This is a genomic window from Salmonella sp. 32020114201800008SM (genome assembly GCF_017572025.1).
GTDB lineage: Bacteria > Pseudomonadota > Gammaproteobacteria > Enterobacterales > Enterobacteriaceae > Salmonella > Salmonella enterica.
Genome location: NZ_JAGEQM010000004.1, coordinates 208,367 through 220,648, shown reverse-complemented (window position 1 = coordinate 220,648; position 12,282 = coordinate 208,367). Strand labels below are relative to the sequence as shown.

Annotated in this window: 14 protein-coding genes; 8 read left to right on the top strand and 6 right to left on the bottom strand. The window is 52.5% G+C overall.

The features are described 5' to 3' along the window. Positions 1-274: 274 nt before the first annotated feature. From J4613_RS13320 to J4613_RS13295, 6 genes are all read right to left on the bottom strand, one after another. A complete protein-coding gene (locus J4613_RS13320) occupies positions 275-1,075 on the bottom strand; it encodes a FadR/GntR family transcriptional regulator (RefSeq protein ID WP_001576357.1) in 801 nt (266 codons plus the stop codon). A 153-nt stretch (positions 1,076-1,228) separates the two neighbouring features. Next, on the bottom strand, positions 1,229-1,960 hold the full coding sequence (locus tag J4613_RS13315; protein ID WP_020437848.1) for a hypothetical protein: 732 nt from the start codon (positions 1,958-1,960) through the stop codon (positions 1,229-1,231). 144 nt (positions 1,961-2,104) lie between these two features. Continuing rightward, on the bottom strand, positions 2,105-4,081 hold the full coding sequence (gene speA, locus J4613_RS13310; RefSeq protein WP_001278580.1) for a biosynthetic arginine decarboxylase: 1,977 nt from the start codon (positions 4,079-4,081) through the stop codon (positions 2,105-2,107). Between the two features lie 8 nt (positions 4,082-4,089). Then, entirely contained in the window at positions 4,090-4,221 is a 132-nt protein-coding gene (gene yqgB / locus J4613_RS13305) for an acid stress response protein YqgB (protein ID WP_000729109.1), read from the bottom strand. Between the two features lie 85 nt (positions 4,222-4,306). Beyond that, positions 4,307-4,456, bottom strand: coding sequence for a hypothetical protein (locus tag J4613_RS22825; RefSeq protein ID WP_001751809.1), 150 nt, complete (start codon positions 4,454-4,456; stop codon positions 4,307-4,309). A 59-nt stretch (positions 4,457-4,515) separates the two neighbouring features. Next, positions 4,516-4,815 (bottom strand): hypothetical protein, encoded by a 300-nt coding sequence (locus J4613_RS13295; protein ID WP_001543499.1) that lies wholly within the window; start codon positions 4,813-4,815, stop codon positions 4,516-4,518. A 55-nt stretch (positions 4,816-4,870) separates the two neighbouring features. Between J4613_RS13295 and metK the strand changes: the two genes are divergently transcribed. From metK to ruvX, 8 genes are all read left to right on the top strand, one after another. Continuing rightward, positions 4,871-6,025, top strand: a complete 1,155-nt coding sequence (gene metK / locus J4613_RS13290; protein ID WP_001062140.1) for a methionine adenosyltransferase — start codon at positions 4,871-4,873, stop codon at positions 6,023-6,025. Between the two features lie 492 nt (positions 6,026-6,517). Then, positions 6,518-7,912, top strand: coding sequence for a galactose/proton symporter (gene galP, locus J4613_RS13285; RefSeq protein WP_001113171.1), 1,395 nt, complete (start codon positions 6,518-6,520; stop codon positions 7,910-7,912). 78 nt (positions 7,913-7,990) lie between these two features. After that, on the top strand, positions 7,991-8,488 hold the full coding sequence (locus tag J4613_RS13280) for a SprT family zinc-dependent metalloprotease (RefSeq protein ID WP_000856775.1): 498 nt from the start codon (positions 7,991-7,993) through the stop codon (positions 8,486-8,488). Positions 8,489-8,582: 94 nt separating this feature from the next. Next, complete coding sequence (gene endA, locus J4613_RS13275) at positions 8,583-9,290, top strand: deoxyribonuclease I (RefSeq protein ID WP_111742240.1); 708 nt, start codon at positions 8,583-8,585, stop codon at positions 9,288-9,290. Positions 9,291-9,366: 76 nt separating this feature from the next. Next, complete coding sequence (gene rsmE, locus J4613_RS13270; RefSeq protein WP_001222488.1) at positions 9,367-10,098, top strand: 16S rRNA (uracil(1498)-N(3))-methyltransferase; 732 nt, start codon at positions 9,367-9,369, stop codon at positions 10,096-10,098. A 19-nt stretch (positions 10,099-10,117) separates the two neighbouring features. Further along, positions 10,118-11,065, top strand: coding sequence for a glutathione synthase (gshB, locus tag J4613_RS13265; RefSeq protein WP_000593248.1), 948 nt, complete (start codon positions 10,118-10,120; stop codon positions 11,063-11,065). A 215-nt stretch (positions 11,066-11,280) separates the two neighbouring features. Continuing rightward, positions 11,281-11,844 carry a YqgE/AlgH family protein gene (locus J4613_RS13260; protein WP_001053167.1) on the top strand — a complete coding sequence of 188 codons (564 nt, stop codon included), beginning with the start codon at positions 11,281-11,283 and terminating at the stop codon, positions 11,842-11,844. Next, positions 11,844-12,260: a Holliday junction resolvase RuvX gene (gene ruvX, locus J4613_RS13255; protein WP_000017096.1), complete on the top strand. Its 417-nt coding sequence runs from the start codon at positions 11,844-11,846 to the stop codon at positions 12,258-12,260. The genes J4613_RS13260 and ruvX overlap by 1 nt, the downstream gene beginning before the upstream one ends. Positions 12,261-12,282 lie beyond the last annotated feature (22 nt).

The window sequence follows — 12,282 nt, the reverse complement described above, 5'->3', positions numbered from 1 at the left end:
CTCGCTCGGTATGCAGGAATTACACGTCAGACTGGTTTCCGCATTCGAGACTGGCTGACTGGAGGTTCACAGTTTCCCGATCGATCAATATACCAAACATCCGCTGGTGGTCGACAATTATCGCGCCGTGGCACCGGACACCTACGGCATTGGCGTAGAGTTTGACTGGGATAAGCTGAGCGTTTACGAAGCCTGATTCCCTCTCTCCGGGTTTGTTTTTGGCGGCAGGCCCGGTTAATCGCTGACAAAAATGTCATCCGCCTGAAAATAGCCGTCAGGTGGCGAAGAAAAAATCATCAAAATCTTCCAGCGAATCATCCTGTTGGAAGATTTTTACCAGCTCATTTTTACTGTTTTCAAGATGGGTCCACGAGGCCTGTCTGGCCTGCTCAGCATCGCGTTTTTGCAATGCAAGGAAGATACTACGGTGATCTTCCACCCATTTCATTCTTAACTCTTTCTTATGTAAATACTTATAGTTTAACTGCTTCCAGCGCGGATTTTCGGTCCTGACAGCCCGCCACAGCTCGGCAGATTGTTTCATTAATACACGATTTTGCGTGGATTCCGCGATGATATTGTGGAACTGACGATCCAGTTCTTCAAATTTGTCGCTGTCGCCGCCAATCTGCTTTTCCTGCTGCTCAATAATACGTTTAAGCTGCTTAAGCTCATTAAATCTTATTTGCGTAGCGGCAAAACCGGTGATGTTACTTTCGATAACCTGCCGGGCCTGTAGCAATTCAAAGGGGCCAATGTCTGAGTAAGGCAAGAGCGCTTTTTGATTGATTTTTTCCAGACTATCAATAAAGTAAGTGCCTGCGCCTTGCTTAACCTCTACCACTCCCTTCAGCTCAAGCATAATAATCGCCTCACGAATCGTCGTGCGGCTGGTTTGAAAACGCTCGCTGAGTTCTCTCTCCGCCGGAAGTCGCTCGCCAGCTTTAAATACCCCTGAATAGAGTAGTTCTTCTATTTGCAGCCCTATATCAAAATAGCGCCGCTTGGTTAAAATTTGTTCCATGCACATACCTATGTAGACAGCAATTGCTCCACTTGAGGGTAGTGTAAACAAATCCTAATGTTTATGGTAAACAATTTCCCTGTCAGAGAGTGGTCGTTTCTTTCCCACAACCTACGGCTATGCGCGTCACACAGTCCTTCCCCACCAGACTCGGCAGGAAAGGCGCTGATTCCCATAACGCATATTTGACGTTTGATGCCGGGTTTATTTGCGGCAGGGCGGCGGCGCATACCCGTTATTGTCCGCCGGGAAAGCCTGCGAGGAACAAGGCGGTAGCGTATTTGTTGCTTTACCCTGCAATGCAAAGGCGGCAAAGCCGATGACGCCGATGTTGCGTACATCGCCCTGCGCGGAGTGGGCCGCATAAGCGTCAGCTACGTCGGCGAACTGGAATGCCGCCTCAGTGTGTTTATCTTTGCGAAACCCTTTAATCGCCAGTGAGTCGCCGGCGTTAACAATATAGCCATGATGATTCAGCGAGCCTGCTTTTCCGTTCAACACGTCCAGGCCATCAACCGTTGCGACGATTTCGTAATTGGTATCATGACTGTAATTACGAATATATAACTGATAGTTCATCCCTGATCTTGCAGGAATACTATATTCCCATTGTCCCATTGATTCGTTGTAGCGACGAGTAATTGGAATCGAATTAAAATTAGCGTCGCGCACAGCATATTCAAGATCGCTGATACGTATACTATAAACTTTATCGTAACCTGACGGATATTGAGTGGAGTAATTTATTATCACCATTTCGGCAGGTTCTCGATCGGCACGTTCTACCGAAACGCTTTGTACCGATGAATGCACGTCGCCGCCCCAGGCGGTGCCGACGTCGGATGAAGAGCCATTATTAGATTGCATTCCGCTGGAACAACCGCCTAACAGCAAAAACAAGCCAACAATGACGGCATTAAATTTAAATTTGCTCATACTCATACCCCTTTTTAATTATTAGGGGGATTGTAGGCCCATAAAATCACATAGAGAAGCGGCACCGCTGATAATTAAGAATTTATAAAATATAAAAGGGTCGACTTAAATAATTAAATCGACCCACAAGCGGAATACTCTTAATTACTCATCTTCAAGATAAGTATAACCGTACAGTCCCGCTTCAAATTCCTCAAGGAACTGCTGCTGCAACGCATCGTCCAGATCCGTCTGTTTTACCTGGTCGCGGAAATGCGTTAACAGCGTTTTTGGATCCAGTTGCACATATTGCAGCATATCCGCAACGGTATCGCCTTCGTCCGACAGCTCAACCTCGACGCTACCATCCGGGAAGACAAACACGTCAACCGCTTCAGTATCGCCAAACAGGTTGTGCATGTTACCGAGGATCTCCTGATAGGCGCCGACCATAAAGAAGCCGAGCATCGGCGGATTCTCTGGATCGTATTCTGGCATCGGCATCGTCGTGGCGATACCGTCGCCATCGATATAGTGGTCGATAGCGCCATCGGAATCACAGGTTATATCCAGCAGCACGGCACGACGTTCCGGTACCTGATCTAACCCTTCCAGCGGCAGTACCGGGAAGAGCTGATCGATTCCCCACGCGTCCGGCATTGACTGGAACAGCGAGAAGTTGACGTACATTTTGTCCGCCATCCGCTCTTGCAGTTCGTCGATAATCGGGCGATGCGCACGGTTTTGCGGGTCCAGTTGCTTCTGCACTTCATGGCACATGCTGAGATAAAGTTGCTCCGCCCAGGCGCGCTCCTGCAAACTAAACGCGCCGGAAGAGTAGCCGATATGAATATCGTGCAGATCCATTTGGCTATCATGCAGCCACTCACGCAACGAGCGGCGAGTGCCAGGCTTATGCATCTCCTGCCAGGTTTCCCACAGATTTTGTAGCGCGCGCGGCGCATCTTCAGCAGGGGCTGTCGGATCCGTGTATTCGTTACGCTCCACGCCGATAATGTTAGAGACCAGTACCGTATGGTGCGCAGTGACGGCGCGGCCAGACTCGGTAATCACCGTCGGATGCGGTAAACCATGCTCTTCGCAGGCATCGCCAATCGCCCAGATGATGTTATTGGCATATTCGTTCAGGCCATAGTTCACCGAACAGTCGGACTGCGAGCGGGTACCTTCATAATCCACGCCCAGACCGCCGCCCACGTCGAAGCACTGGATATTAACGCCCAGCTTATGCAGCTCAACATAGAAACGCGCGGACTCGCGCACGCCGGTCGCGATATCGCGAATGTTCGCCATCTGCGATCCCAGGTGGAAGTGCAACAGTTGCAGACTGTCCAGACGCCCGGCGTCACGCAGGGTCTCCACCAGTTGCAGCACCTGGGTCGCCGCCAGGCCGAATTTTGATTTTTCGCCGCCGGAGGATTGCCACTTACCGGACCCCTGAGAGGCCAGACGCGCACGCACGCCCAGGCGAGGAACCACATTCAGGCGCTCGGCCTCCTCCAGCACAATCGCGATTTCAGACATCTTTTCGATGACCAGATAAACCTTATGGCCCATCTTCTCGCCAATCAGCGCCAGCCGAATGTATTCACGGTCTTTATAACCATTACAGACGATCACGCTACGGGTCATGCCGGCATGCGCCAGCACCGCCATCAATTCCGCTTTTGACCCCGCTTCCAGCCCCAACGGTTCACCGGAATGGATAAGGGACTCGATCACGCGGCGATGCTGATTGACCTTAATCGGATAAACGAGGAAGTAGTCGCCGTTATAACCGTAAGATTCACGCGCACGCTTAAACGCCGCGTTAATTGAACGCAAACGGTGTTGCAGGATCTGCGGGAAGCAGAACAGCGCCGGCAGACGCTGACCTTGCGCTTCGCGCGCTTTCACCAGTTTGGCAAGATCGACACGCGCTTCCGGTACGTCGGGATCGGGGCATACGCTAATATGGCCCAGCTCGTTGACGTCGTAGTAGTTATTGCCCCACCAGGCAATATTGTAAGTGCGCAGCATCTTGCTGGCTTCCTGGGAGCTCATTGCAACCTCCTGCATGGAGCGTAGTACACCCTGTTCGCCTGCTGACGAAGGCGAACCCATAGACATGTCGTCAGACATAGCGAACCTCAATTTTTATTAGCAAGTGTAAAACAGTTGACTACTATCGCAATCCGAAGACGCGATAACAACCCATAGACAAGCGGATTTTCCAGCAGATAGCGCTGATGCTCCGCCTGCGCGACCGGTTTCTTTTTCATATCATTGTAAACACGTAACCGAACTCACAGATAACGGTTCGGCGAAACCACGAGAAAACTCTTGCGTTAACAAGAGCGCCCTTGTTCAGTCTTCAGCGCCATTGCCGGCTCTGGAATCCTGAGAAGCGCCGAGATGGGTATAACATCGGCAGGTATGCAAAGCAGAGATGCAGATTGCGGGGGACATGCGCGCACCAGAACGATGCGACAGATTCAGCAGAATACAACGGTTCATTATCTCGTATCACCTCCACGGCCGCCTCGTAAGACGAACCCACAAGCCAAAGCAACGTTTTAACCCGGCTGGAAGTGGCGACACGAAGAAAACGTCGTGTGCTTTTGTATGAGCCGCGCGTCGCGTTTTATACCCAGAACGCAGAAAAAAAGCAAAGCATAAATGCGCATAATGTCAGCATTATCAGAAACGTTTACCGCCTGATTTTGACCGACATTGCGACGGCCTTCAAAAAAAGCTGGAAATTGGGCGAAGAAGTGACCTAAAATAGCCGTCCAGATGTTAATCCATCCATACTGATTAACACTCAGACTGCCAGTGTCAGTAACCTTCAGACTCATGGTAGAATCTTCTGTCATGACTATTCCGCACAACAGTTTGAGCTAACTAAATTCTCCTTAGGTGAAATTAAATATGGCAAAACACCTTTTTACGTCTGAGTCCGTATCAGAAGGGCATCCTGACAAAATCGCAGACCAAATCTCTGATGCCGTGTTGGACGCTATCCTGCAACAGGATCCGAAAGCACGCGTCGCCTGTGAAACCTACGTTAAAACCGGCATGGTTTTAGTTGGCGGTGAGATCACCACCAGCGCCTGGGTCGATATCGAAGAGATTACCCGTAATACGGTGCGCGAAATTGGCTATGTGCATTCCGACATGGGCTTTGACGCCAACTCTTGCGCGGTACTGAGCGCAATTGGCAAACAGTCTCCGGATATCAACCAGGGCGTTGACCGCGCAGACCCGCTGGAACAAGGCGCGGGCGACCAGGGCCTGATGTTTGGCTACGCGACAAATGAAACCGACGTACTGATGCCTGCGCCAATCACCTACGCGCACCGTCTGGTACAGCGTCAGGCTGAAGTGCGTAAAAATGGCACCCTGCCATGGTTGCGTCCGGATGCAAAAAGCCAGGTCACTTTCCAGTATGACGACGGCAAAATCGTCGGTATCGACGCCGTGGTTCTCTCTACGCAGCACGCAGAAGATATCGACCAAAAATCGCTGCAAGAAGCGGTGATGGAAGAGATCATCAAACCCATTCTGCCGTCTGAATGGTTAAATACGTCCACTAAGTTTTTTATCAACCCAACCGGGCGTTTTGTTATCGGCGGCCCGATGGGCGATTGCGGTCTGACCGGTCGTAAGATCATCGTTGATACCTACGGCGGTATGGCGCGTCACGGCGGCGGCGCCTTCTCCGGTAAAGATCCGTCTAAAGTTGACCGTTCTGCAGCTTACGCTGCGCGTTATGTCGCGAAAAACATCGTGGCGGCAGGTCTGGCGGATCGCTGTGAAATCCAGGTCTCCTACGCTATCGGCGTAGCGGAGCCGACGTCCATCATGGTGGAAACGTTCGGTACTGAAAAAGTGCCTGCTGAACAGTTGATTCTGCTGGTGCGCGAATTCTTCGACCTGCGCCCGTACGGCTTGATTCAGATGCTGGATCTGCTGCACCCGATCTACAAAGAAACTGCGGCTTACGGCCACTTCGGTCGCGAAAACTTCCCATGGGAAAAAACCGACAAAGCGCAACTGCTGCGCGATGCTGCCGGTCTGAAATAATCGCCCGCGCCTGACGCTGTTTTTCAGTCAGGGAAACCATACCGTACTTATCAAGGCCAGCGCTCTGCTGGCCTTTATCATTGCTGATACACGCAACGTTATCAGATATTCCAGCGTGAATTTATACTGACCTTTTTGTGATGCGCAGCACAATCCACTCTCCCCTTTCGTTTCTTCGACTACACTTTTTATCATTCAGTTTCAGTCATCATGAAAGCGGTTACATTCATTTTCATTAAGAACTGACTACATCACTATCGGTATGCTAATTCTGCGATGAAAATATTACATAATTTTTCAACTTTGTCTGAATACCAGGCGATTGATATGGTTATAAGATTATTAAAACTATTATTTTTCAGATAATTAAATAATCACCGAGATAAATAGTAGTGTAAACGATTACACCATTGTGATTAGCCTCACATCTTTTTACGGCGTACTCACCTACTCTTAACATCGATAAAATTGCTAACCCAACCGGAGGGCATAATGCCTGACAATAAAAAACAAGGGCGTTCCAACAAGGCCATGACATTTTTTGTCTGCTTTCTTGCAGCCCTGGCAGGATTACTTTTTGGCCTGGATATCGGCGTTATCGCCGGTGCTTTACCCTTCATTACCGACGAGTTTCAGATTACCGCACACACTCAGGAATGGGTGGTCAGCTCCATGATGTTTGGCGCGGCCGTCGGCGCTGTCGGCAGCGGCTGGCTCTCCTTTAAGCTGGGTCGTAAAAAAAGCCTGATGATCGGCGCTATCCTGTTCGTCGCCGGTTCGCTGTTCTCCGCTGCGGCGCCTAACGTTGAAGTCCTGATTATTTCTCGCGTGCTGCTGGGTCTGGCCGTCGGCGTCGCTTCCTACACTGCACCGTTGTACCTGTCCGAGATCGCGCCGGAAAAAATTCGCGGCAGTATGATCTCAATGTACCAGCTCATGATCACCATCGGGATTCTGGGCGCTTATCTGTCCGATACCGCGTTCAGCTACAGCGGCGCATGGCGCTGGATGCTCGGCGTGATCATCATCCCGGCCATTCTGCTGCTGATCGGCGTCTTCTTCCTGCCGGACAGCCCGCGCTGGTTTGCGGCGAAACGCCGTTTCCATGATGCTGAACGCGTCCTGTTGCGCCTGCGTGACACCAGTGCGGAAGCAAAACGTGAGCTCGATGAAATTCGCGAAAGTTTGCAGGTTAAACAGAGCGGTTGGGCGCTGTTCAAAGAGAACAGCAACTTCCGCCGCGCCGTGTTTCTTGGCATTTTGTTGCAGGTCATGCAGCAATTTACCGGGATGAACGTCATCATGTATTACGCGCCGAAAATCTTCGAACTGGCGGGGTACACGAATACCACGGAGCAGATGTGGGGCACCGTTATTGTTGGTCTGACTAACGTGCTGGCAACCTTCATCGCTATCGGCCTGGTTGACCGCTGGGGCCGCAAGCCGACCCTGACGCTGGGCTTCCTGGTCATGGCGATTGGTATGGGGATTCTGGGTACGATGATGCACATCGGCATCCATTCGCCGTCTGCGCAATACTTCGCTATCGCTATGCTGCTGATGTTCATCATTGGATTTGCGATGAGCGCTGGTCCGCTGATTTGGGTACTGTGCTCCGAAATCCAGCCGCTGAAAGGCCGCGATTTCGGCATCACCTGCTCCACCGCGACCAACTGGATTGCCAATATGATCGTCGGCGCAACGTTCCTGACCATGCTGAACAATCTGGGTAACGCCAACACCTTCTGGGTCTACGCGGGCCTGAACGTACTGTTTATCCTGCTGACCCTGTGGCTGGTGCCGGAAACCAAACACGTTTCGCTGGAACACATTGAACGTAACCTGATGAAAGGTCGTAAACTGCGCGAAATCGGCGCCCACGACTAATCCCTCCACGCTTCCTCCTGCCACAGGAGGAAGCGTTTTTCTTGCAGTCCCTCTTCCGTCGCACTATTCTCTGCCGCTATGAAAACCCCTCGTCTCCCTATCGCTATCCAGCAGGCCGTGATGCGCCGTCTGCGGGAAAATCTCGCCCAGGCGAACCTCAAGCTCGATAGACATTATCCGGAGCCGAAACTGGTGTATACGCAACGCGGCACCTCGGCGGGCACCGCCTGGCTGGAGAGCTACGAAATCCGCCTCAACCCGGTGTTACTGCTGGAAAACATCGACACCTTTATAGCAGAGGTCGTGCCGCATGAACTGGCGCATCTGTTGGTGTGGAAGCACTTCGGACGCAAGGCTCCGCATGGCAAGGAATGGAAGTGGATGATGGAAAGCGTGCTGGGCGTTCCGGCCAGACGTACTCATCAATTTGCGCTGCAATCCGTACGGCGCAACACCTTTCCCTACCATTGCCAATGCCAGCAACATCAACTCACCGTCCGCCGTCATAACCGCGTAGTACGCGGCGAAGCGGTTTATCGTTGCGTTCACTGCGGTGAACCACTGGTCGCCGGGTAGTTCCCGAAACGTCCGGGAACTTTCCTGAGCGGACTGATTGCATACAGACACAACTTTCGTTACGTTGCGGGCTCGTTTTGCTATGGAGTGTGCAATGTACCGTAATTTTTCTTTTGCCGCTGCGTTGCTGGCCGCAGCGTTTTCAGGCCAGGCCCTGGCCGATGGCATTAACAATTTTTCTCAGGCCAAAGCGGCGAGCGTCAAAGTCAATGCTGACGCGCCCGGCAGCTTTTACTGCGGGTGCCAAATCCGCTGGCAGGGTAAAAAAGGCGTCGTAGACCTGGAGTCCTGCGGCTATAAGGTGCGTAAAAACGAGAATCGCGCCAGACGCATTGAGTGGGAGCACGTTGTCCCCGCCTGGCAATTCGGTCATCAGCGCCAGTGCTGGCAGGACGGCGGACGAAAAAGCTGCGCTAAAGACCCGGTCTACCGCAAAATGGAAAGCGATATGCATAACCTGCAACCCGCGATTGGCGAAGTGAATGGCGATCGCGGCAACTTTATGTATAGCCAGTGGAACGGCGGCGAAGGTCAGTACGGGCAGTGCGCCATGAAAGTGGATTTCAAAGCGAAGCTCGCCGAGCCGCCCGCCCGCGCCCGTGGCGCAATCGCCCGCACTTATTTTTATATGCGCGACCAATACCAACTGAAACTTTCCCGCCAACAAACGCAGCTTTTTAACGTCTGGGATAAGCAGTACCCCGTTACCGCCTGGGAGTGCGAGCGCGATGCGCGTATCGCGAAGGTCCAGGGTAATCATAATCCCTATGTGCAACGCGCTTGCCAGGCGCGAAAGAGCTAACCTACACTAGCGGGATTCTTGTTAACCCATGCCCTGGATAGCCAAACGCCGGGGCCATGACGCGGATTTTTTTATTATGCGTATTCCCCGCATTTATCACCCTGAATTGTTGACGTCCGGTACGCAGATTTCGTTATGCGAAGATGCGGCCAACCATATTGGTCGTGTACTGCGCATGGGACCGGGACAAGCGTTACAGCTGTTTGACGGCAGTAATCAGGTATTCGATGCTGAAATCATTAGCGCCAGTAAGAAAAGCGTTGAAGTGCAAGTGATGAAAGGCGAAATCGACGATCGTGAATCGCCGCTGCATATCCATCTGGGCCAGGTGATGTCGCGCGGTGAAAAAATGGAATTTACTATCCAGAAATCGATCGAACTGGGTGTAAGCCTCATTACGCCACTGTTCTCTGAGCGCTGCGGCGTTAAACTGGATAATGAACGTCTGAACAAAAAGCGCCAGCAGTGGCAGAAGATCGCCATCGCCGCCTGCGAACAATGCGGGCGTAACCGGGTGCCGGAAATTCGCCCGCCGATGGCGCTGGAAGCCTGGTGCGCCGAGCAAGATTCCGGGCTGAAGCTCAATCTTCATCCGCGCGCCCATGCCAGCATCAACACTCTGCCGCTGCCGGTTGAACGCGTCCGACTGCTGATCGGCCCGGAAGGCGGGCTGTCGGCGGACGAAATCGCGATGACCGCGCGCTATCAGTTTACTGATATTCTGTTAGGACCTCGCGTTCTGCGTACTGAGACAACCGCGCTCACCGCCATTACCGCGCTACAGGTGCGTTTTGGCGACTTAGGATGAAGCGTTAACGGAGAAAATAATGATCAAGCTCGGCATCGTGATGGACCCCATCGCACACATCAACATCAAGAAAGACACCAGTTTCGCTATGCTGCTGGAAGCCCAACGTCGTGGTTATGAACTTCATTATATGGAGATGGCCGACCTTTATCTGATTAACGGCGAAGCCCGCGCCCGCACGCGAACGTTGAGCGTGGAGCAAAATTACGATAAATGGTACGAGTTCGGCAGCGAGCAGGAGATTAAACTCGCCGATCTGGACGTCATTTTGATGCGCAAAGATCCGCCGTTTGATACCGAGTTTATTTATGCGACCTATATTCTGGAACGCGCTGAAGAAGAAGGGACGCTGATCGTCAACAAACCGCAAAGCCTGCGCGACTGTAATGAAAAACTGTATACTGCCTGGTTTGCCGACCTGACCCCGGAAACGCTGGTAACGCGCAATAAAGCGCAGCTCAAAGCGTTTTGGGAAAAACACGGCGATATCATTATGAAACCGCTGGACGGTATGGGCGGCGCGTCCATTTTCCGCGTTAAGGAAGGCGATCCTAACATAGGCGTTATTGCCGAAACGCTGACCGAGCTGGGCAACCGCTACTGCATGGCGCAGAACTATCTGCCCGCGATCAAAGATGGCGATAAGCGCGTACTGGTCGTCGACGGCGAGCCGGTGCCTTACTGCCTGGCGCGTATTCCGCAGGGCGGCGAAACCCGCGGCAACCTGGCGGCTGGTGGTCGCGGCGAACCCCGTCCGTTGAGCGAAAGCGACTGGGAAATCGCCCGCCGCGTTGGACCAACGCTTAAAGCCAAAGGGCTTATTTTCGTCGGTCTGGATATTATCGGCGACCGCTTAACGGAAATTAACGTGACCAGCCCAACCTGCGTGCGTGAAATTGAAGCGGAATACCCGATCTCTATCACCGGGATGTTGATGGACGCCATCGAAGCGCGTCTGGCGAAGTAAAGGTTTATTGCCCGGTGGCGTGCGCTTACCGGGCCTGAGCAATCACGCCGCCCCGGTCGGATAAGGCGGCGCGTCAGCATCGCCATCCGGCAGTCTATTGCCCGATAAGGCCGCCGTCCTTTGGCAAAAGACGGCTTATATGAGTGACAACCGTCCGCTTTCCCCACATACTGAACGCTGTCGTTTTTTTGAACCAGGAAACAGAACCTCTGACAATGAATTTACAGCATCACTTTCTTATTGCCATGCCTGCGCTCCAGGACCCGATTTTCCGCCGTTCCGTAGTGTATATTTGCGAGCACAACCAGGACGGCGCTATGGGGATTATTATTAATAAGCCTTTGGAAAATCTGCAAATTGAAGGGATTCTGGAAAAACTAAAAATTACGCCGGAACCGCGCGATTCGGCAATTCGTCTTGATAAAGCCGTGATGCTCGGCGGCCCGCTGGCGGAAGATCGCGGATTTATTCTCCATACTCCGCCGTCACGTTTCGCCTCCAGCATTCGTATCTCAGACAATACCGTGATTACCACCTCCCGCGATGTGCTGGAAACGTTAGGTACCCAACAACAGCCTTCCGATGTGCTGGTCGCGCTGGGCTACGCCTCCTGGGATAAAGGCCAGCTTGAACAAGAGCTGCTTGATAACGCCTGGCTTACCGCGCCCGCCGATCTCAATATTTTGTTCAAAACGCCCATTGCCGAGCGCTGGCGCGAAGCGGCAAAACTTATTGGCATTGATATTCTGACCATGCCTGGCGTTGCGGGGCACGCCTGATGAGCGGCACCTTACTGGCCTTTGACTTCGGCACAAAAAGCATCGGCGTTGCAATAGGACAACGCATTACCGGCACCGCCCGTCCGCTTCCGGCAATCAAAGCACAGGACGGCACGCCCGACTGGACGCTCATTGAACGTTTGCTGAAAGAGTGGCAGCCGGACGAAATTATTGTCGGGCTACCGCTCAATATGGATGGCACTGAACAGCCGCTGACGGCGCGCGCACGTAAATTCGCCAACCGTATTCATGGGCGTTTCGGGGTAACTGTCACGCTGCACGATGAACGACTCAGCACCGTTGAAGCACGCTCCGGTCTGTTTGAACGAGGTGGGTATCGCGCGCTGAACAAAGGCAAAGTGGACTCGGCCTCCGCCGTGATTATCCTCGAAAGCTATTTTGAACAGGGGTATTAAAGCCGTTTTTGTCAGCAGGCGG

Excerpts from the sequence above, each read along its gene's own strand:
- J4613_RS22825 (WP_001751809.1), bottom strand. The coding sequence starts at position 4,456 with ATGAACCGTTGTATTCTGCTGAATCTGTCGCATCGTTCTGGTGCGCGC.
- gshB (WP_000593248.1), top strand. The coding sequence starts at position 10,118 with ATGATCAAGCTCGGCATCGTGATGGACCCCATCGCACACATCAACATC.
- ruvX (WP_000017096.1), top strand. The coding sequence starts at position 11,844 with ATGAGCGGCACCTTACTGGCCTTTGACTTCGGCACAAAAAGCATCGGC.
- rsmE (WP_001222488.1), top strand. The coding sequence starts at position 9,367 with ATGCGTATTCCCCGCATTTATCACCCTGAATTGTTGACGTCCGGTACG.
- J4613_RS13295 (WP_001543499.1), bottom strand. The coding sequence starts at position 4,815 with ATGACAGAAGATTCTACCATGAGTCTGAAGGTTACTGACACTGGCAGT.
- metK (WP_001062140.1), top strand. The coding sequence starts at position 4,871 with ATGGCAAAACACCTTTTTACGTCTGAGTCCGTATCAGAAGGGCATCCT.
- J4613_RS13280 (WP_000856775.1), top strand. The coding sequence starts at position 7,991 with ATGAAAACCCCTCGTCTCCCTATCGCTATCCAGCAGGCCGTGATGCGC.
- endA (WP_111742240.1), top strand. The coding sequence starts at position 8,583 with ATGTACCGTAATTTTTCTTTTGCCGCTGCGTTGCTGGCCGCAGCGTTT.
- yqgB (WP_000729109.1), bottom strand. The coding sequence starts at position 4,221 with ATGAAAAAGAAACCGGTCGCGCAGGCGGAGCATCAGCGCTATCTGCTG.
- J4613_RS13315 (WP_020437848.1), bottom strand. The coding sequence starts at position 1,960 with ATGAGCAAATTTAAATTTAATGCCGTCATTGTTGGCTTGTTTTTGCTG.
- J4613_RS13260 (WP_001053167.1), top strand. The coding sequence starts at position 11,281 with ATGAATTTACAGCATCACTTTCTTATTGCCATGCCTGCGCTCCAGGAC.
- galP (WP_001113171.1), top strand. The coding sequence starts at position 6,518 with ATGCCTGACAATAAAAAACAAGGGCGTTCCAACAAGGCCATGACATTT.
- speA (WP_001278580.1), bottom strand. The coding sequence starts at position 4,081 with ATGTCTGACGACATGTCTATGGGTTCGCCTTCGTCAGCAGGCGAACAG.